This is a genomic window from Arthrobacter pityocampae (assembly GCF_002927275.1).
Taxonomy (GTDB): Bacteria; Actinomycetota; Actinomycetes; order Actinomycetales; family Micrococcaceae; genus Arthrobacter_D; species Arthrobacter_D pityocampae.
On record NZ_PRKW01000003.1, the window covers coordinates 225,304 to 245,317 of the forward strand.

At 70.1% G+C, this 20,014-nt stretch carries 18 protein-coding genes; 6 read left to right on the top strand and 12 right to left on the bottom strand.

Translation table 11 applies throughout. The annotated features are described in order from the left end of the window. Positions 1-141 precede the first annotated feature (141 nt). The 6 genes from C4K88_RS07525 to C4K88_RS07545 form a co-directional block, all read right to left on the bottom strand. Positions 142-1,035: a hypothetical protein gene (locus tag C4K88_RS07525; RefSeq protein WP_104121016.1), complete on the bottom strand. Its 894-nt coding sequence runs from the start codon at positions 1,033-1,035 to the stop codon at positions 142-144. A 127-nt stretch (positions 1,036-1,162) separates the two neighbouring features. Next, complete coding sequence (locus C4K88_RS17115; protein ID WP_146065646.1) at positions 1,163-1,597, bottom strand: hypothetical protein; 435 nt, start codon at positions 1,595-1,597, stop codon at positions 1,163-1,165. Positions 1,598-1,647: 50 nt separating this feature from the next. After that, entirely contained in the window at positions 1,648-4,557 is a 2,910-nt protein-coding gene (locus C4K88_RS07530; protein WP_104121022.1) for a hypothetical protein, read from the bottom strand. 84 nt (positions 4,558-4,641) lie between these two features. Then, positions 4,642-5,022 carry a DUF6507 family protein gene (locus tag C4K88_RS07535; RefSeq protein WP_104121023.1) on the bottom strand — a complete coding sequence of 127 codons (381 nt, stop codon included), beginning with the start codon at positions 5,020-5,022 and terminating at the stop codon, positions 4,642-4,644. Between the two features lie 56 nt (positions 5,023-5,078). Then, positions 5,079-5,384: a pore-forming ESAT-6 family protein gene (locus C4K88_RS07540; protein WP_104121024.1), complete on the bottom strand. Its 306-nt coding sequence runs from the start codon at positions 5,382-5,384 to the stop codon at positions 5,079-5,081. Positions 5,385-5,485: 101 nt separating this feature from the next. Continuing rightward, entirely contained in the window at positions 5,486-5,806 is a 321-nt protein-coding gene (locus C4K88_RS07545) for a hypothetical protein (protein WP_206604357.1), read from the bottom strand. Between the two features lie 265 nt (positions 5,807-6,071). Here C4K88_RS07545 and C4K88_RS17340 point away from each other — a divergent pair, with 265 nt between their 5' ends. Genes C4K88_RS17340 through C4K88_RS07575 form a run of 6 tightly spaced genes read left to right on the top strand, consistent with a single transcriptional unit; the run spans position 6,072 to position 14,199 of the window. Beyond that, complete coding sequence (locus C4K88_RS17340; RefSeq protein ID WP_167398990.1) at positions 6,072-6,404, top strand: hypothetical protein; 333 nt, start codon at positions 6,072-6,074, stop codon at positions 6,402-6,404. A 4-nt stretch (positions 6,405-6,408) separates the two neighbouring features. Then, complete coding sequence (gene eccD / locus C4K88_RS07550) at positions 6,409-7,737, top strand: type VII secretion integral membrane protein EccD (protein ID WP_167398991.1); 1,329 nt, start codon at positions 6,409-6,411, stop codon at positions 7,735-7,737. A 5-nt stretch (positions 7,738-7,742) separates the two neighbouring features. Beyond that, positions 7,743-8,696: a CpaE/TadZ family protein gene (locus C4K88_RS07555; protein WP_146065647.1), complete on the top strand. Its 954-nt coding sequence runs from the start codon at positions 7,743-7,745 to the stop codon at positions 8,694-8,696. Continuing rightward, positions 8,693-12,724 (top strand): type VII secretion protein EccCa, encoded by a 4,032-nt coding sequence (eccCa, locus tag C4K88_RS07560; protein WP_104121028.1) that lies wholly within the window; start codon positions 8,693-8,695, stop codon positions 12,722-12,724. Before C4K88_RS07555 ends, eccCa begins: the two co-directional genes overlap by 4 nt. A gap of 3 nt (positions 12,725-12,727) precedes the next feature. Next, the gene (locus C4K88_RS07565; RefSeq protein ID WP_104121029.1) at positions 12,728-13,174 is read left to right on the top strand and encodes a hypothetical protein; all 447 of its coding nucleotides are present in this window, start codon (positions 12,728-12,730) and stop codon (positions 13,172-13,174) included. Then, positions 13,171-14,199 carry a DUF6177 family protein gene (locus tag C4K88_RS07575; RefSeq protein WP_167398992.1) on the top strand — a complete coding sequence of 343 codons (1,029 nt, stop codon included), beginning with the start codon at positions 13,171-13,173 and terminating at the stop codon, positions 14,197-14,199. Before C4K88_RS07565 ends, C4K88_RS07575 begins: the two co-directional genes overlap by 4 nt. An 11-nt stretch (positions 14,200-14,210) precedes the next feature. Here the strand turns inward: C4K88_RS07575 and C4K88_RS07580 are convergent, their stop codons facing one another. The 6 genes from C4K88_RS07580 to C4K88_RS07605 form a co-directional block, all read right to left on the bottom strand. Beyond that, positions 14,211-15,248 carry an RDD family protein gene (locus C4K88_RS07580; RefSeq protein WP_104121032.1) on the bottom strand — a complete coding sequence of 346 codons (1,038 nt, stop codon included), beginning with the start codon at positions 15,246-15,248 and terminating at the stop codon, positions 14,211-14,213. Between the two features lie 150 nt (positions 15,249-15,398). Beyond that, entirely contained in the window at positions 15,399-16,319 is a 921-nt protein-coding gene (locus C4K88_RS07585) for a PP2C family protein-serine/threonine phosphatase (protein WP_104121033.1), read from the bottom strand. A gap of 69 nt (positions 16,320-16,388) precedes the next feature. Further along, positions 16,389-17,621 (bottom strand): adenylate/guanylate cyclase domain-containing protein, encoded by a 1,233-nt coding sequence (locus tag C4K88_RS07590; RefSeq protein WP_438502334.1) that lies wholly within the window; start codon positions 17,619-17,621, stop codon positions 16,389-16,391. Next, the gene (locus C4K88_RS07595; RefSeq protein ID WP_104121034.1) at positions 17,618-18,214 is read right to left on the bottom strand and encodes a PH domain-containing protein; all 597 of its coding nucleotides are present in this window, start codon (positions 18,212-18,214) and stop codon (positions 17,618-17,620) included. The genes C4K88_RS07590 and C4K88_RS07595 overlap by 4 nt, the downstream gene beginning before the upstream one ends. 3 nt (positions 18,215-18,217) lie before the next feature. Next, positions 18,218-19,099 (bottom strand): biotin--[acetyl-CoA-carboxylase] ligase, encoded by an 882-nt coding sequence (locus tag C4K88_RS07600; RefSeq protein ID WP_104121035.1) that lies wholly within the window; start codon positions 19,097-19,099, stop codon positions 18,218-18,220. Between the two features lie 42 nt (positions 19,100-19,141). Further along, the gene (locus tag C4K88_RS07605) at positions 19,142-20,002 is read right to left on the bottom strand and encodes an SDR family oxidoreductase (protein ID WP_104121036.1); all 861 of its coding nucleotides are present in this window, start codon (positions 20,000-20,002) and stop codon (positions 19,142-19,144) included. Positions 20,003-20,014 lie beyond the last annotated feature (12 nt).

Here is a 20,014-nt window from a genome sequence, read left to right on the forward strand (position 1 = left end):
CCGCAGAGCGCTGGACGCTCTCCGACCGGAAGCTATCGCCCGGTCGGTAGTCCTCGATGTGGGTGTGGACCGTCCGGCCGGGCTGTCAGTCCTGCATGGGGCCCATTGCCCGGTAGGTCGCTCCCTAAGCCGAGACTGGGATCAGCTGGTCGTCCGTGTCGGAAGGTTCTGCGGGATGTTCTGCACGAACTCGACGTCGGTCACCGCAGTCTCCGGGACCACCGTCCAATACACGCCCGCGTCAGCCTTGTTCAGCCCCAGACCCTCGGCGACCCCGGAATCATGTCCGGTATAGGACAGGCGGAACACGCGCTGCCCGTCCTGCTCCGCCACCGCCGTGATCCGGAACGGCTGACCCTCGAACCGGCACCGCGCAAGCAACTCGAACACCTCGTCCACCTCGCCGATCGGGACGATCCGCCCCCAACACCCCCGACCGGTCTGCCGGAACCCGGTCACCCCGGCCGGCGGGGCCGTCGACGCCGCCAGCATCACCTCAGCCCCGCCAACCAGCACATCCGCGCTGAACCGGACGCCGTTCCAAACCGCGACCCACCCCATCACCACCTCGGGCACCCGGGCCGCGGGCTGGGCGAACCCGCTGGTCGGCAGGACCGTCCACCCCCGCGCCACATCCCGGTACACCGCTACCAGTTCCTCCCGGGCATCCGCATGCACCCGCCACAGCTCAGACTCCACCGGGATACGGCACTCATCGAGGAAGTACAGGGGCGCGAACCCGCCCTCCCACGCCGTGAACCCATGACCCTTGAACGGCGGATGATCCACGAACTCGGGAGCGACCGGCGTCGTCACATACACCGGCAAAGGATCCGCGAACCGCAGGACATCCACGAACTCCGCCGCAGGATCGAACGGCGACCCCGGGAACCCCAGCCCGTGCGCCTCGAACAACTGGGCCGCGGACAGCTTCGCCACCTCCCCGGCGCCCACCACATAGCCCGCGACCGTGTCCTGGTTGCCCTCCACCAGGAACCGCGTATGCGCCGGACTCAAAGCCTTCTGAAAAATCACGGGAACCCCCTCAACATCTCGACACGAACCAGCACCCGAAAACCTCTACCCCGCTACGCTGAACCCTACGTCCCGGCCTCACAGGCCCGACACCCAAAAGGTCAGGCTCCCTCCTCCTGTGCGGCGATTACGCCCGCGGAAGAGGGAGCTCCCTCATCGTCTCGCTGACGTCAGTGAGCTCACTGACCGGCACTCTGCCCGACACACTGCTTCGATCGAACATCTCCCAAGAGTGCTTCCCGGCGACCAACGCCAAAGCAATTTCGCCGGGAACATACGCGAGAAGCCAGGCGTTACCATTCGCGTCGAAACCCATCAGATTGAACTCTGTCCCGTCCCAGACAGCCTTGGCTTTCAGGCTTATACGGCGCGTGACCTCACCTGCAGAAATAATCTTCGTGTACTCGGCCAGTCCGCCGCTCTGCTCATCAGAGCCTTTCCGTCGGGCCCATTCGGAATCAGGCGGCACCACCCCGAAGTACCGAATCTCGAAGTTCGGTTCGTGACTCGTTATGGGGTACAGATGACCTCGATATTCTATCCAGTCGCCCGTCGCTCTCAAGCCGGACGCATGAAGGGGGATGATTTCGCTGTTAATTCCAGACCGCGCAATCATGATGATGCCGTTGGAGCGTTGATATCAATGCGACGCCAATTCGCGCCGTCAAATATTCCGACGAGAACCGGCACGCGATCCCCAGTCAATTCCCACATCTCAGCACCCTTTCTCATCTTCATCGGGTCACTCGCTTTGTACTCGACCATGATCGGCTTCCGATCAAAAGCGCTTGCAGTAAAACCGTGCCCGGTATTGGGGTAGGAGTCACCTTCCCTGGAGGCAGGTGGCCGCTCGGCCAGAATCTCCTGTGGTACATCTACGCCGTTCCGTTGTAGATTTTGGACCAGAGACTCGTCTGGAATAAGGGCCTCAAATGCATTCGTCGACGAAAAGCGAATGGCCCGGACAGGCAGGCTGTCATCATTCCGGAAACCAGTATTCTCATAGTCCAACCTCAGCGCCCGGAAAATCTCTGAAGGTGTCAGCAGTTCGCGGGCGTCAGCGCCATCGGTGACGAATCCTAAAACAGTTCCTCTCCAGTCCGGCACGTTGGACAGCACGAAGTCCCCACTACTGTGATTCAGGACCTTCTGCATCACTGAATCGCCGGTTAAGTCCGGTATCGAACGCCGCACATCAAACAGCGCCTGCATGTCGGCGACCGACAGGGACTCTGATGCTTCCCGCTTGACGATGTCCTTCAGCCACTCCATGTCACGCCCATGCCGCTCCAGCGCCGGGACGATGTGCTCCATGATGTCGCGGGCGCCGTTGCCCAGGTGATCATTGGAGAATGCGACCCGGTGCTCACCGTCCGAGAAGATCAGCTTGACCGGATTGCCTGCCTCGTCGAACTCAACTTTGGGTGAGGAGTTGTCCCACGTCTCGCTGAGCGTGGAATGAGACGTGGACTCATCAACGTCATCGCGTACAGGGACCGGTTCGCTCGTCGGATGATCCCCGGCAGTTCCTGCTGTGTTATTCCCGGCAGGTTCGTTGTCACTGCCTGTCTGATCCTCGTCATGCATAGAGCGCGGGTTTGTGTCAGATGGGTTTTCGCCGTCGGCCATCTTGTCGCGTCCCGCGGACGGGCCTTCCGGTGCCTCCACTGCAGCAGACTCCCGTTGTTCTCCGCCGGTCTTGGACGGAATGTCCGAATTCTCGGGCGCCCAGCCTGCATTGCCGATGTTTTTCTCGTCGGTGCCGTCGGACCGGTCGCGCGTACGCTCGGGTGCCTCGGGTCGATCCGGGATGGCTGCTCCTGCGGAACGGCCCGCCATGCCTGCCTGGTCCGGAGCATCAGCAGTACCCGGGGTAGCTGCAGACGTGCCGGTCCCGTCCGGAGCCTCAGGCTGGGTCCGCTCCGGCGCTTCCGGCGTGGAGGACCGGCTTGTCTCGGCGGCCCCCGTCCGCTCATCGGGCGCCGGATCAATATTCGTGCGCACCGGCGTCGGCTGCTCGTCGACCGTCTGCCCGAACCGGCCCTCGTTCCGCCGACGGATCTCCTCGCTGAGATTCGGGGACGACGATGACGCCGACGAACCCAATGTTGAGCCCGAGCCCGAGCCCCGGCCGGTCGGAGCCTGTCCGGCCCCGCTTCCGCCACCCTGCGAACCGGCGTGCGTCTCGACGGCGTTCAGCAGGGCACCCGGGCGCGTCGGCACCCCTCCCGCACCGGCAAGGACCGGCTGCGGCGACAGGGCATTGACGATCCTGTCCCCGGCGTCGTTCATGACGGCCACACCGTTGCGGACGGTGTTCCCCACCCCGGCGGTCCCGGCCCGGTACACGTCATCGACCTTGGCGATGACGGTGCGGCCGACGTCGGCCGTGATCGTGATGGTGCTGACCTTCACGCCCTGGATGAAGTCGGTCGCCTTCACCGTGCCGACGGCGACCTTCCCGATCCCGGTCACCTTCACGACCGTGCCCGCCTTGCCGCCGATCGTGCCGATCTTGCCCGCCACCGAGCCGACCTTCGCCGTGGCCCCCGCGCCGGCCGTCATCAGGATGGCCGCGAGGTCGAACGTCGTCGCACCGGCCGCGTACGCGGGATCCGACTGCCACTCGTCCCAGTGGATCGCCGCCTTGCCCACCGCCAGCAGCTCCTCACCGGCACGGTCGGCGACGTCCCCGTTCCCGGTAGCCCGCAACGACATCTGCAGGACAGGACTGGTGACGATCGCGACATTCACGGCGAGCTTGCCGATCCCCGCCCACGTCTGCTTGAACGCCTCGGCCCCATTGAGGCCCACCATGTTCCCCAGGCCCGTCACCGTCCCCGTGACCCCGGACCACAGACCCTTGCCGAAGGAGGCGATCGAGTCCCCAACATCCCTGTACCAGGGCTTGTCCCACTCGGTCGGCTTGCCCCACGGGATGTCCCCCGCAGCGGCCGCGGCGTCGAGCTGATCACTCGAGTACCCGTAGGCCACCTGGTTGGCGGTGACGCCCTCCTCCGTCGTCTGGACGTAGGAGGGGCCACCGTAGATCCCGCTGATCGCGTTGGCGCAGTCCCGCTGCGCGGCCTGCAGGTCCGCGAACAGCTGGTCGAGCGCCCCGATGATCGCGAGCTCCTTCTCGACGAGGCCCTCGTCGTCGTCCCACTCGTCCTGGGGCCTGCCGTCGACCTCCCGGTAGAACGAGGCCGTGTCCGCCTTCACGCCCTCGAGCCTCACCTTGAGGGCATCGACGGCCTCCGCATAGGCGGTCGTGGCGGTGTGGACCGTCGCGGCGTTCTCGACCAGGTCACCGGACGCCGTGAGGACCGGGACGAACGCACTGAAGACCTGCTCCTTGCCGGGCACGTCGTAGACACCGCCCTCGAGCCGCGTCCACGTGGACGCGGTGACGGTGGCCGTGGTGTTGATCGAACCGACGGTGTCCTTGAATGCCCCCGCGGCCGTCCGGATGACTTCTGCATCAGGCAGCACCGCTTCGAACTCAGCGATGTTGATCGTCATATGAGACCTTCCAAAATGGGTTCCGGACCCGCGGGGGGGGGGGGCGGAGCGGCCGAGAGCCGCATGGTGCCCACGGCGCGTGGGCTAGCGGGGGGTAGTTTGACCGGCCGGCACCGCGGTCCCGCCGCCGTCCGGCAGGTCGTCCACCTTCGCCTGCTCGGTGCGCACCATTGCCTGGTTCGCGGCGGTCGACATGTCGATGTCCGCCGTGGTCAGGATGGTCACTACCTCGTTCACCGCGCTGACGGCTGCCCCGGACCGTCCCGCCACGTTCTGCAGGGCGGGCTGCACCACCTCGGTGCTCAGCGACTGCAGTTCCGCCGAGACGGGCTCTGCCATGCAGGCCGTGGCGAGAGCTGAGAGATTCTCCCCGACGCTCGCGAAGAGCGCCTCGTAGGCCTGCAGTTCACCGTTCACGCTGTTCAGCACAGCGACGACCTCGCCGGTCGCTATGTCGTAGGACATCGAATTCCCCCGTCTCGTCCCGCAGAAGTGCCCGTATGCAGTGCTGCCGGGGCGTATCAGCCGATGTTCTGGACGGCCGATCGTGCCCGCGAGCCCGCGCCGGTCGCGGTCTGGTCGTTCAGGCCCAGCGTCGCCTTCACGAGGGAGATGATGTTGCGGGTCTCATTGGCGGCGTTCTTGAACCGGATCTCCACGGCCTGGTACTCCTCCGAGACGCCGTCGGCCTGGAAGTCCGACATGGCGGTGCTGACGGCCTTCTCGCGATCGGCGATGAGCGCCTCGAGGCGCCCGACGATCGACTGGATGTCCCCCTGGACGGAGGCGGAGATGTCGGTGTCGAAGCTGACGCGATCCTGTGACATGGTGTGTCCTTCCGCGCCGGTGGTCCGGCGCCGTGCTCGAGAATGAATGGAGCCCTTGCCGGGCGGGACCGCGCGGGGCGGTCCGGGGTGGTCGGGGCTGGTCAGCGCCCGCCGAAGCGGGCGGCGTCGAACGCTGCCGAGCCCTGCTGCTGCGTCGCGTTGTCGGCCGATTCCTGATCGCCGGTCTGGAAAGCGATGTCCATCTCCGACTGGCCCTGCAGGATGATGCCGAGGGAGGTATTCAGTTCGCTCGCCACGACGTCGGTGCGGTGCTTGAACTCGTCGAAGCGGACCCGGCCCTGGCCGTTGAACTTCCCCTCGAGGGGGGCGACGGCGTCCACGAGGCTGCGGACGAGCTGCCCGAGATCCTCGTTCGATGTGCCGGTCTGCTGCGTCAGTGTGGACAGTGTCTGCGAACCCATGTCGAACTTCACGATGTTCCCCCTTGGCGCCGTACGGCGCTCTTCGATGCCTCGTTATGACCCGGGACGTGAGACCGCTCCCGGTCGCGCACCCGACGACGCGACAATGTCCGCGCGGGCTTGCTGTGTACATCACAACCTGCTCAGCCGTCCCGGTCAAGCACCACGCTAAGACGACTTCTCTTCTGTCAAGGGTCAAAGGTCGGGAAACTGCCCTGAGAGGTGCGAGGATATGAACGGTTTCAGGAACATCTTGGGGGGTCTTGTGGCGAACGACTATGACAGCCAGCTCATCGAATCCGTCACCGTCCGCCGGAACCGCCTCACCAACGCGGTCCTGTTCGGTGCCAATCCGCACCAGCGGCGGTGGCTCGACTCCGTGCGGCTGTTCCTCTTCAGCGTCGCCCTCGCGGCCGTCGTCGCCGCGGTGTGCGTCGGTATCTCCTTCGTCGGGAACCTTCTCGAGGAACAGCGCGAACGCCAGCAGCAACAGCAGCAACAGCAGCAACAGCAGCAGGGAAGCGCCGCATACCAGCCTGCGTGGAACCTCCACGTCCAGGCCTCGCCGTGGCCAGCCCACCGAACCGCAGGAGATTGATCGGATGGCCCACGCCTTCACCCGGGTGACGCTCATCGGCGCCAAGCGCCACCTCGACCTCCTCCTGCCCTCCGACCGCCCGGTAGGAGGGCTCATGCCGCAGGTCCTGGACCTTCTGCAGGACGAGCCGAGCGAGGACGTCGCCGCCAAACTGCTCGTGAGCCCCGACGGCACACCGCTCGACGCCGCGGGAACGCTCGACGACGCCGGCGTCACGGACGGATCCTCCCTCCTCCTGTGCAACGCGGCCGAAGCGCCGCCCGCCGCCGTCGTCTACGACGTGACCGATCTCGTCGTCGACGGGACTCCGGAGGTGCGCGGCCGGTGGACCGCCGGGTTCACCGCGGCGACGGCCATCGTGTTCGCCGCGCTCGGACTCTGGGCCGGGGCGGAACTGCTCCTCGCGGCCTACGCCCCGACGAGCGCCTGGTGGGTCCTGTGCGTCCTCGGGGCCGTCCTCCTCGGGGCCGGCACCCTGGCAGGGACGGTCCCCCGATTCCGGGCCCTGGGGGTCGCCTTCCTCGCCGCCGGGTGGATCTGTGCCTTCGCCGGGATCGTCCACCGGGGTGAGGGCCTGCCGATGACGGCGCTCCTCACCTCGGCGCTGACCGTCCTCCTGTTCCTCGCCGTCGGGATCGTCGCAACCCGGCGCCGGGCAATGACCAGCGCGGCCCTGACCCTCGGCGCTGTCGCCCTCGTCTGGGTGGCGGCGTCGACCCTCGCGTCCGAGCCTCCGAGGGCGGCCGCACTCGCCGCGCTCGCGAGCATCCTGGTGCTGGGCATGCTGCCCAAGATCGCGCTGTCCGCATCCGGTCTCGCCACCCTCGACGACCAGCGCGCGAAGGGGGACACGATCGCCCGGACCGACGCGCTCGACGCCGTCGCGGCGGCCCACGCGACCCTGAGCTTCGGGTCGGTCATCACCGCCGCCTCCATCGGCGCCGGCCTGTGGATCCTCGGTACCGATGACACCACTCAGGTGTGGACGCTGCCGCTGCTCGCCGCGCTGACCGTGGCGACGGCCCTTCGGGCCCGCGCGTTCCCCCTGGCTGCGGAGCGGCTCGCCCTGTACACCGCATCCGCCGTCGGGCTCGCCGCACTCGCCGTCAGCGCACTCCGCTTCCTGCCCCAGCAGCCGTGGCTGAGCGCCGCCGTCGTCCTCCTGATCGGCGTGCTGAGCGCCCTCTCCCTGGCCGTCGAACCGGCCGACCACGTCGCCGCGCGGGGCCGGCAGCAGGCAAAGCGCCTCGAAACCCTCGCCATCCTCGCGTCCGTCCCCCTGATCGTGGGGATGTTCGGTGTCTTCGCCCAACTCCTCGAAAGTTTCCGGTGACCCCCATGACCACCGAGACCGACCGCCCAGTACGCACCGACCCCTTCGAGACACCGGAGGAGCGCTTCCGCCGGATCCTGAGGACCCGGCCGGCGGACAGCGCGCTGCGCGCGGCCGCGCAGCACGTCACCGATCTGTTCCGCAGCGGTACCTACGTCGAGGAACTCACCCGGGCCGCGGCCGGCGCCCAGGCGCCCGTGACGACCGGACGCCGCATCGCCGTCGTCGGGTCCCGCGGCGGGGCAGGGCGCACGACGACGTCAGCCCTGCTCGCCCGGGTGTTCTCCGCCCTGCGCACGGACACCATCGCCGCGATCGACGCCGGGACGGGTCTCGGCACCCTCGATCTCAGGCTCGGCCTGGACTCCGCACCCACGGCAGCGGAGCTCGCTGCAGCGGGTCCCGCGGCCACGGTCGCCGACCTCGCCCGGTCCATGGGGCGGGCCCAGGACAACCTGCTCGTCACCGGCAGCGGAGCGGACCGCCACGCAGCACCTCCTTTCGCCCGCGTGAGTTCCGACGAAGCGACCGCCCTGGCGCGCACCGTCTCGCGGTTCTGCCCCGTCACCGTCTACGACTGCGGCGCGGGAATGGACCTCGCCCCGACGCTCTGGGCCCTCGACCAGGCGCACGCCGCGCTCCTGGTCACCCCCGCCTCCGTCGCGGGGATCGAGGACGCCCTCGCCGTGGCGTCCCGCCGCCCGCAGCCGGGCGGGCCCGGGCACGTGCCGCTGCTCGTCGTCGTCGTGCAGGTGGACGACCGCGCCGCCCTCGACCCCGCGCGCCAGGCCGCGAGGCTGGGCGATGCCGGCATCCCGGCGGTCCACCTCGACTACGACCGGCATCTCGCGGCCGGCGTCGAACTCGACCTGGCACTGCTCGCCCGGCGGACACGGCTCCAGGCGAGCGGCCTCGCGTCCCGGGCGCTGCGGCTGGCGATCGACGGTGGTGCGCGGTGAGCGTCCGGATCGTCCACCGGCCCGCCCGCACGACGCCGCCGGCCCGCCAGCTCCCACCCTTCAGCCTGGATGCCCCGCCACCGGTGGAGTCCGGCGGTGGAGGCATGAACATGATGTCCCTCGTCCCGCTCCTCGGCGCGGGCCTCTCGATGACCGTGATGATGCTCTTCAGGGGGTCCTCCCTGGCTGCGGTCGGAGCGCTCATGATGATCGTCACCGTGCTCGCCTCGGTCGTGATGATGCTCAGCCAGCGGGGCAAGCAGGGCCGGCAGCGCAGGGAACAGCGCGAGAACTACCTCGAGTACCTGGAGCGGTCGAGGACCCAGCTGCGGTCGGAGGAACAGCTCGCCGAACGCGTCGCCAGGGTCAGCAGCCCGCCGCCGGACGCCCTCTTCGACATCATCCGCAACCCGCAGCGCCTGTGGGAACGGCGGCGTGCCAATGAGGACTTCCTGCGGGTGCGCGTCGGGACGGGTCCGCGGCGCAACCGCGAGATCCAGGTCGCCAACTCCGGTTCTGCCCTTCAGCAGACGGACACGTTCATGACCACGGAGCTGGACCTCCTCAAGCAGCGGTACGAGTCGAGCCCCGATCTGCCCATCACCCTCCCCCTGGACTGCGCCGGCAACGTCAGCGTGGTCGGGTCGCGCGCGTTCGTGCTGCAGGTGGGCCGGCTGCTCGTCGCGGAGGCCGCGTCCTTCCACTCCCCCGAGGACCTGCTCCTCGCGATCGCCTGCGACGAGGAGGACCGCGCCGACTGGGAGTGGGCCACCTGGCTCCCCCACCTGGCCGACCAGCAGAAGACCCACCGCACGGGTCCGGTGCGCCGGCTCGCGCCGTCGGTCGACCTGCTGTCCGACCTCCTCCGCGAGGACCTCCTCGAGAGGTCGAGCCTCGCCGCCGAGTCCCGCAAGAACTTCCTCCGCGGCGGGGTCGGCACAGCCCTGCCCCGCCTCCTCGTGGTGGCGGACGCCTACGGGCGGCTCCCGGTGGAGCTGCATCTCCCCGACGCCCATGCCGCTCCAGGGCAGCTCGGCATCACGACCGTCCACCTGGTCTCCGACCGGCTGCAGGAACCGGGCGAGGTGGCACTGCGCATCAGCGAGACCGCGACCGGCTTCACCGTCGAGAACTACCGGGTGGACAGCGTCGATCCCCTCGTCGAGCAGGGCATGCTCGACACGCTCCCCCTCCCCACCGCCGAGGCGCTGGCGCGCGATCTGGCGCCGCTGCGACTCTCGCCGGACTCCCTCGAACACGACGCCGCGGAGAGCTCGGTCGGCTTCCTCGAGATGCTCGGCCTGACGCCCGAGCTCAGCGCCGCGGACATCCGCCGGCTCTGGGAGCCGCGCAGCGAGGTGGACTTCCTCCGCGTGCCCCTCGGAGCCGACGACCGCGGGAGGCCCACGCTCCTCGATCTGAAGGAGGCCGCCCAGTTCGGCCAGGGACCGCACGGCCTGTGCATCGGCGCCACGGGATCGGGCAAGAGCGAGATGCTCAGGAGCCTCGTCGTCGGGCTGCTCGCCACCCACCCGCCCGAGACGCTCGCCATGGTGCTCGTCGATTACAAGGGCGGCGCCACGTTCGCCCCCTTCGAGCGGGCTCCCCAGGTCACGGGCGTGATCACCAACCTCTCCGATGACCTCAGCCTGATCGAACGCGTCTACACCAGCCTCGCCGGCGAGATCCAGCGGCGCCAGGAGGTCCTGAAGTCCGCCGGGAACCTGGCGAACATCACCGACTACCAGCTCCACCGGCAGGAGCGGAAGGCGCACGGCGAGGATCTCCCGCCGCTGCCGCATCTCGTGGTGATCATCGACGAGTTCGGGGAACTGCTGACCGCCCGCCCCGACTTCATCGACCTGTTCCTGTCCATCGGGCGGATCGGCCGATCCATCGGCGTCCACCTCCTGCTCTCCAGCCAGCGCATCGAAGCAGGCAAGCTCCGCGGCCTCGACACGTATCTCTCCTACCGGATCGGCCTCCGCACCCTCTCCGAGGCGGAGAGCAGGACGGTGCTCGAGACACCCGACGCCTTCCACCTACCGCCCGTGCCCGGCTTCGGCTATCTCAAGGTGGACACCACCACCTACACCAGGTTCAAGGCAGGGTACGTCTCGGGTCCCCTCGAGGCACTGCTCGAGGAGCAGGAGCAGGAGGACGACGGCGGAGAGCAGGACGCGGTCCTCGAGGTCCCGCGGTACGCCGCGACGCTCCTCTCCACGGACCCGGCCGGGGCGGACACCCCGGCGCCGCAGTCGACCACCGGGTCGAAGCGCACCACGGGACCCACCGTGCTGTCGACGCTGATGGAGACGCTGTCGACCTTCCCGCGTGCCGTCGACCCCATCTGGCTCCCGCCCCTGCCGGTCGGCATCGCCCTCGACGCCGCAGCCGGCGGCATCCAGACCACGAGCCAGGGTCTGCGCCTCGGCCACGCCATGGTGCAGACGGCCCCCCTCAGGATCGGCGTCGGGCTCCTCGATGATCCCGCGCGCCAGTGGCAGGGCGTGTGGGAGCTCGATCTGTCCGCGAACGGCGGGAACCTCGCCATCGTCGGAGGACCGCAGACCGGCAAGAGCACGGCGCTCCGCACCATCGTCGCCAGCCTGGCCCTGACCCACAGCCCCGCCGAGGTGGGCGTCTACGCCATCGATCTCCTCGGCAGTTCCCTGATGGCCCTCGAGGGTCTGCCGCACGTGGGCGGCGTGGCCGTGCGCAGCAACCGGGAAGTGATCCGCCGGACCGTGGACGAACTCCTCGCGATGCTCACGGAACGCGAACGCCTCTTCGAGCGGTACCAGATCGACTCCCTCCCGACGCTGCGCCGGCTGTGCGCCCAGGGCAGCATCCCGGAGGTGACGAGCGCGGATGTGGTGCTGGTGCTTGACGGCTACGGTCAGCTCACGGACGAGTTCGAGGACATCGAGAAGCAGGTGCACTCGATCATCGCGCGCGGCGGCGGCTACGGTCTCCACGTCGTGACGACGTCGTCCCGCATGAACGAGATCCGCATCTCCCAGCAGAGCTTCTTCGGCAACCGGATCGAGCTCCGCCTCGCCGACCCGGGCGAGTCGGCGCACGGGCGGAAGACCGCCGAGGCCGTGAGCCTCGGACGGCCCGGACGCGGCCTCGCCGCGGACGGACTGCAGGTCCATTTCGCCCTCCCGCGCATCGACGGCGTCTCCGACGAGGACACCGCGGTCCAGGGCATGCGCGACCTCGTCGCGGCGATCGCCTCCTCCACGGACCAGCGGGCCATGCGCGTGCGCGTCCTGCCCGAGACCGTCCCCGCCTCCACGGTTCCCGTGCCGGAACGGCAGGCCCTGGTACCCCTGGGCCTGCGCGAGGCGGACCTCGGCGTCGAGTTCCTCGACCTCGAGCTGCGCGAACGGCACCTCATGGTGCTGGGTGACGAGGGATCCGGCAAGACCAACGTGCTGCGCACCATCATCCGCAGCATGGTGGCGCAGCACACGGCCGACGACGTGGTCCTGGCGGTCTTCGACCCGCGCCGCACGCTGGCCGAGCAGGTGCCCGATTCCTATCTCGGCGGCTACGCCACCAGTGCGGCCCTGGCCGAGCAGCTCGCTGCCGCCGTCGCCGTCGAACTGGAGGAGCGCACGGGGGCCGGGCGGGTCGCGGTAGCGGGCCGTCCGCGGATCGTGCTCGTCATCGACGACTACGACATCCTGACGGCCGGCGGTTCCTCCCCCCTCGCCCGGCTGGCGCCGTACCTCCCGCTCGCCGCCGAGATCGGCCTGCACGCCGTACTGACCCGGCGTGTGCGCGGCTCGTCCCGGGGCCTGTACGAAGCCTTCTCGAGTTCGCTCCGGGACTCGGGCACCGCCGCGCTCGTACTCTCGGGTGACCGCGGCGAGGGACCCCTGGTCGGCGGCGTCCGCGCCCGGGCCCTCCCGCCCGGACGCGGCCAGCTCGTGCAGGCGGGCCGGCCCGTGCAGACCGTCCAGCTGTTGTGGAACGAGCCGGCGACGATCGCCGTCCCGGTGTCCGGTCAGGAGGGGTGAGACGTGAGTAGCGACTGGATCGTGATGTCGGTCGACGAGCCGACGGAGGGCATCGTCCTCGAGGCACTTCGGGAGGTGGTCGATGCCGTGGACGTGCGGTCCTCCCCGGACGGGCACTTCCTCGGACTGCTCGACGACCAGGGCGTGGTGCTCCTCGTCGTCGAACGGCCGAAGCTCATCCGCACGCCGGCGGAGGTGTCGAGGCTGCACCCCGGCGCGGACATCTCGGCACCCAGTGGTACCGCGGGCATCCCCGATGTGTTCACCGGCCCGGCCCACGGAGACCGGCCTGCCCCCGTCTGGTGGCAGGACCTGCACGCGTCCGCCAACGTCCCGCGCACCGATCACCTCGCCGACGCCCTCGCGCACGCCGTCGCAAGGCGCTCCCGCGGGGTCGTCGTCGTGCCCCGGACGATCTCCCGACCACCCGAGCTGCAGGAGGCTCCGTGAACGACCCGACCGGCGAGCACCCCTTCGACTACGCGACGGGCGGCCTGTGCGCGGTGCTGCAGGACAAGCCGATCGTCTCCCTCTCGTCCTGGATCGCCCGCGGCTACACGGCGGCTGCCGCCTCGGGCCGTCAGTTCGCGGTCCTCACGCCGTCCTCGGCGACGCTCACGCTCCCGCTCACGACACTTCTCAGTGGTCCCGGCTGCCGATGGATCGCCACGAGCCCCACCAATACCCTGTACGACGGGTTCACGGGGCAGGCCCTCGAATTCTCGTCCGACGGCGTCGTTCCGCGTACCGGGCCCGAGGTGGAATCCTCCTTCCTCCTCGCCGAACCGCGCCCCTCCGGCTACCTCCACGTGCGGGCGGAGACGGTCCACCAGGCCTCCCTCTCGGCGCGGGTCGGGAGCTTCACCGAAGCCGTGTTCTCGGCACTCACCGGCGCGGAGCCCGTGGCGTGGGGACTCCACGAACCCGTCAGCGAGTCCTGGGACGCGGAGGCCGTGTCCTCCTTCACCTACACGCGTTCACCCCGATCAACGCGCCTCGTGGTCCTCGGCGCGCCGGGCGCCGGCAGCAGCTCGCCGATCCCGACGATCGGGGTCCTGACGGTCGAACGGACGGCCGATGCCGTGGTCGAGTCGCTCGAGGTCCTCGCCGAGAGCGACGACCCACGCCCTGCCGCGGAGCTCCAGGCGATGGCCGAGATACTGCACGCGGCACGGGCACGCACGGCCCTGATCGGGCACGGCGTCGGCTTCACCGGTCTGACCCGCCCGGCGCGTTTCACCGGCTCCACGGTGCCCGCCGTCGCCCTCTTCGGTCCGGAGGCCCTCGCGGCGACCGGAGCCGCGCGGGCCGCGGAGCTCGCGGACGAGTCCGGCGGGGACGCACGGCTGCTCGGATCGGCACCCGTCCGGTCCCTGGCGGTGCTGTACGCGCAGGAGGAGATCCCCGGCCGGCAACACCCGCTCGAGGCCTACGCATCCCTCGTGGGGTCGCTGACCCTCGCTCCGCCGGCCTGACTCGTCCCCTGTTACCGGACGGTGAACCGACGGTCCCCGAACCGGATGCTGCACCCCGCGGGCAGCAGCATGGGCACCTCCGGATGGAGGGGCTGCTCCAGGCCGGTCTGGTCCACGATGTAGCTCCCGTTCGTCGAGCTCCGATCGGTGACCCAGACCGAGCCCTGCGCCAAGCCCACGCGGACGTGCGTCCTGTCGACGGACCGGTTGAGGTCGGCGAAGTTGATGAGGTAGTCGACCGCTTCACTCCGGCGGGGCTCCGGGTTCCGTCCGATCAGGGCCTGGCCGGCGAACTCCACCTCGGTCCCGTCGTCGAACACGAGCACGCGCTGCGCGGGCACCGCTGCCTCGTCGGCTTCGACCGGAGACGGGGCCGCGGGTCCATCGCCCGACGGCAGGCCGCCGGCCGTCGGACCGGTGATCGGTGGCGGCGTCGGGGCCGCAACGGCCGCGGGTGCCGGTGACGCGACCCGGTGACCCGCCGTGCCGACCGGGGATACCGCGGGCCCCCGGCCCCCGGCGAGGGCCAGGTCCTGCGACCGGTCCCCGGCCGGAGCCAGGGACGCAGCCTCGTCCTCCGACGTCGGCTGTGCCCCGTCGCCGTACAGGCCACCCGTGCGCAGCGGGTCGCGGCCGGCCCGGACGTCCAGCACGTAGGTGCCCACGAGCTTGTCGTGCCAGCCCCTCCGCTGCCCGTCCCGGTCCCAGAGGTTGGAGACGAGCAGCAGGAAGGGGCCGATCACCGGGACGATCGACGCCACCGAGAGTGCCAGGGCCCGGACGAGGACGGCGCCGAAGCCGGGCGGACCGCCGACCGCGCTCACGGTCACCAGGCCGACGGCCACGTTGCCCGGCGTCCGTCCGCTCACCGCTTCCCAGACGAGGACGCCGATCCAGTACAGGAGGGTCAGCCCCGCGGCGGTCAGCACGATGGCAGGACCACCACCGAGCAGGAAGACCACGATCACCGCGAGAGCGGGGACCACGGTGTCCAGCACCTTGGCCAGGACACGCTGATGGGCCTGTGCGTTGACGAGTTTGGTTGCCATGAGGCGAGCCCTGTCTTCCTGTCCGGTGCCGTGCAGGGACGTCCCCTTCACCGTGCAGCACCGACCGTCTCGATTCTAGGGGCGTGCAGCCGCCCGTCCCGTGCAACCGGGCGGACAGTCAAGCGGGTCCGCCCGGTCCGTGGAGCGCAGCTACCGGTCGCCGTCCGCGGCAAAGCGGCCACCCGCCGCGGCGCCGCACCCCGGCCCGGCCCCGGGGTGGTTCCCGGCGGGGTCCGACGCGTCGACGACGATCACGGTGACGTTGTCGCGGGCACCGGAGCGCAGGGCCGCGGCGATCAGTGCGTCGCACGCGTCCTGCGGATCGGGGACGGTCTCCAGGATCAGATGGATGTCCTCGTCGGTGACCTCGCCGCTCAGCCCGTCCGAGCAGAGCAGGATGCGGTCGCGGTCCTCCACCGGCATCAGCCAGAAGTCGGGATCGGCGTCGTCGCCGGTCCCGAGGGCGCGGGTCACCACGTGCCTCCGGTGATGGGTCCGGGCCTCCTGCTCGGTGATGCTCCCGAGGTCCACGAGTTCCTGGACCTCGGAGTGGTCCACGGTGATCTGGCCGAAGGTCCCGCTGCTCAGCCGGTACGCCCGGGAGTCCCCCACGTTGAAGAACAGCCAGGCGGGGGCGCCGGACTCCTCGACGAGCACGACGCCCGTCAGGGTGGTTCCTGCCTGTCCGCCGGCCTCGCTGCGGATGCTCTGGTGGGCCTGCCGGATGACGTCGTCGAGTTCGGCCGCCGTGACCCGGGGCAACCGGGTCCCGGCGATGCTGCTGGCCTCCAGGGTGCGGACGCAGATGCTGCTGGCCACCTCGCCGGCCTCGTGGCCGCCCATCCCGTCCGCGACGGCGAAGATGGGTTCGACGGCGAGGAAGGAGTCCTCGTTCAGTTCACGGCGCAGCCCGCGATCGGTGCCGAAGCCGTACATGAGCCGGACGTCGAGGCCGGGTGCCGTTCCCGCATCCTGTTGGCGGGGGGCGGAGGTGGTGGAGGGCGGGGGCCCGACGTCGACGGCGTGGGAGCCGTTCGCCTGCGGCCCGGGGCCGCCTTGCTGGTCAGTCATGGTCCCCATTCTGCCCTCTGCCCGGCCCCGGGCCGTGAGGCGCCCCGGAGGACCTGCGAGGTCGCGGTGTCAGTCGAGGACGATCCCGGTACCGGTGCCCCGCGCGAGGGTCACCGGCTGCACCTCGCCGAAGCCGCGCACCTGCCGCGGCTCGTGCGGGGTCAGCACGAATCTCTCGTTGGCGGCGAGCGTGGCAGCGGTACCGGAATCCACGAGGACCTCACCCGGGTCCGCGAGCGCCGTGAGGCGCGCGGCGAGGTTGACCGTGGGCCCGTAGATGTCACCGAGCCTCGAGAGCACGCGGCCCCAGACGAGGGAGCAGCGCGCGGCGGGGAGGAACTCGTCCTCGGAGAAGGCCTTCGCGAGCGCCAGCGAGATCTCGGCCCCGGCCTCCGGGGATTCGGCGATGTAGAGGACCTCGTCGCCGATGGTCTTCACGAGCCGCCCGCCGCCCACGGAGATGATCTCGGCGCTCTTGTTCTCGAACCGCTGCACCAGCTGCGCGAGGGTCCGCTCGTTCATCTGCCGTGACAGGCTCGTGTAGGAGACGAGGTCGGCGAAGCCCACGGCGCGCGCGAGCGGCAGCGGGGCGTCCTGCTCGTCGCCGTCGCGGCCCGTCTCACTCGCGGCCAGGCCCGATTCGGCACGGAGCGCCAGGCGCTGGACCGCGGCGTTCATCTGCCGGCGCCACGCGTAGACCAGGGTCTTCTCGAGCGGCTCGATGAGGTCCGGGAGTTCGGACACGAGGGTCTTGCGGGCATCGGCGTCGGAGAGCCCGCGCTGGGCCACCATCTCCTCCACGATCGCCTCGATCTGCCAGACCACCATCCTGTCCGTCATCTGGCCGACGGCCCGCGTGATGGAGATGGCGGCGTCCTCGGTGAGCTGCTCCTGGCGGACCAGGTCGATGATCGTGGTGAGCGCGCCGAGGTCCTTCTGGGTGAAGGCGATGTCGTCGTCGCCGATGTTGGGGAAGCCCATGGCGCGCCACAGTTTGCGCGCGGACAGCAGGGACACGCCCGCGCCCGCCGCGATGTCCCGGCGCTTGAGGGTGCGCTCGGCCCCGAGGAGTTCGCGTTCCAGGCGGCGGATCGTCTCGCGGTCCAGTTCGATCGGAGCCGCGTTCGACGCCCCGGACTCCGGCCCGCCGCCGGTGGCCATGTCCGGCAGGAGCTGCCAGACGGGCTTCGACGCCGTGGCGTCGGCGGCGCCGCCGGTATCCGAGGACGCCCGGATGGCCTCACCGGCGGCGTCCTCATGGTTCGCGGGTTGCCCGGCCTCGCGGCGGTCCTCGAATGTCACGGCTGCGCTTCCCTCCACTCCTGCTGGGCCCGGGGCGTCCCGCCGCGGGCGTACTGCGGATCGATTTCCATGTCTACTCCGTCGAACATGCGGGTCAGGGGAAGCTCGCCGATCGCCTGGACCACATATTCCTTGAACGTTGCAATCTGCGGAACGTGCCGGTAGGCATGCGCGCGGTCGAACCCGAGGTCCGCCACGAGCGTCCCGCTGCCCATCATCCGCTGCAGGAGCCCCTGCTCCGTCTGGAGCTGCGAGATGGCCGAGAGGTTGATCTGGTGCTCGGTGCGCCGTGCCGTCCCCGTCCGGTGGATGAGCCGCAGGCTCGTGAGCACGTACCGGTCGCCGGCCCAGCGGACCAGCGGCCGCGCGACCACCCGCAGGAGCACCAGCACGACGGCGGCGAGCGCCACCGGCAGGAGCACGGGCTGCCAGTCGGCCAGGGTGCCGGGGAGGTCCGAGCGGGCGAGGTAGCCGAGCCCGAACCCGCCGAGGGCGAGGAGGAGGAACCCGGCGGCGACCGGCCCGGCGAGCGGGAGGGGGTTGGGCCGGGTGCGGACGAGGACGCGCTCCCCGGGCTGCAGCCTGATCCGCACGGCCTACACCTGTGGGCGCACGTGCACGACGTCGCCGGCGGAGACGGTGTGCCGCTCGCCGTCGTCGTCGCGCACCACGAGTCCGCCGTGGGCGTCGAGGGACAGCGCGCGCCCGGCCAGCACGGTGCCGGCGGGCAGGTCCACGCGGACATCCTGGCCGAGCGTCACCATGCGGGCGCCGATGCGGGCCAGCAGCGAGGGCCCCGAGTCCCACGCCGCCTCGGCGTCACCGTCCACGTCGCAGAACGCGCGGTAGGAGTCGGCGAAGGTGCGCAGGAAGGACTTCAGCAGCACGTTGCGGTCCGTGGTGCCGGCGTATTCCAGGAGCAGGCTCGTGGCGGTGGGCACGGGGAGTTCGTCGTCGGTGAGGCTGACGTTGAGTCCCACCCCGACGACGACCGCGGGCGGCTCGGCGCCGTCCCCGGGCACGAACTGGGCGAGGACCCCGGCGAGTTTCCGGCCGTCCACCGTGACGTCGTTGGGCCATTTGAGCTGCGGGGCGATCCTGGTACGCTCCTCGACGCTCTCGGCGAGCGCGAGCGCGGCGAGGAGGGAGAACCAGGAGTAGGCGGTGGTGGGGACGGGCCGTCCGTGCCGGTTGAAGGGGCGCAGGAGCACGCTCACGAAGAGCGAGGACCGTTCCGGTGCCTCCCACCGGCGGTCCAGCCGGCCGCGCCCGGCGGTCTGAGTCTCCGCTCCGAGCACGCTGAGGTCCGGCCAACCGGCGGGCTCCACCCGGGCGTGCTGCACGAGGTCGGTGTTCGTGGAGCCGGTCGTAGCCACGATGTCGAGCCGCGGGAACGGGCCGGACGGCATGCACAGGGCTGTCCTCAGGGCGCCGAGGTTCAGGCCGGGGCGCTCGAGATTGGAGTAGGGGGAGGACATGTCATCGATCCTATCCGGCCCCGCCCCCACCGGCCGGGGGCGTCAGAGGAAGATGTCGGGGACCAGCTGGTCCTCCGGCGCGCCGAGGCTGTACCGGGTGAGATCGGTGACGCCCTCCTCGCGCAGGACCTGCTCGTCGGTGAAGAAGTTCCCGGTGCAGCTGCGCGAGGGACGCACGAGGACGGCGTGGGCTGCGTCCGCGACGATCTCCGGGCTGCGCGCCGCCTGCACGAGGCGGCCCCCGCCGGGCATGTTGCGGATGGCCGCGGTGTCGATCAGGGTGGCGGGCCAGAGCGAGTTCACGGCCACGCCGTCGTCCTCGAGCTCCTCGGCGAGGCCGAGGGTGGTCAGGCTCATCCCGTACTTCGCCATGGTGTAGGCCAGGTGCAGGCCCGCCCACTTCGGCGCGAGGTTCAGGGGCGGGGAGAGCGTCAGGATGTGCGGGTTCGGCGAGGACCGCAGGGCGTCGAGCGCGAACTTGCTGAGCATGAAGGTGCCGCGCACGTTGATGTCCGCCATGAGGTCGTAGCGCTTCATGTCCACGTCCGGGGTCTTCGACAGGTCGATCGCGGAGGCGTTGTTCACGACGACGTCGATGCCGCCGAACGCCTCGACGGTCGCGTCCACCGCGGCGGCGACGTCGTCGTCGTTCCGGACGTCCCCGACGATCGGCAGGGCCATCCCGCCGGCCGCCTCGATCTGCTCCGCCGCGGTGTAGACGGTGCCTTCGAGCTTGGGGTGCGGCTCCCCGGTCTTGGCCATGACGGCCACGTTCGCGCCGTCACGGGCGGCGCGGAGGGCGATGGCCAGGCCGATGCCGCGGCTTCCACCGGACATGAGGATGGTGCGCCCGGCGAGTGTGGCGGGGGCCTGGGGTTCCTGCGCTTCGTTGCGTTCGGTCATGGCTCCACCATA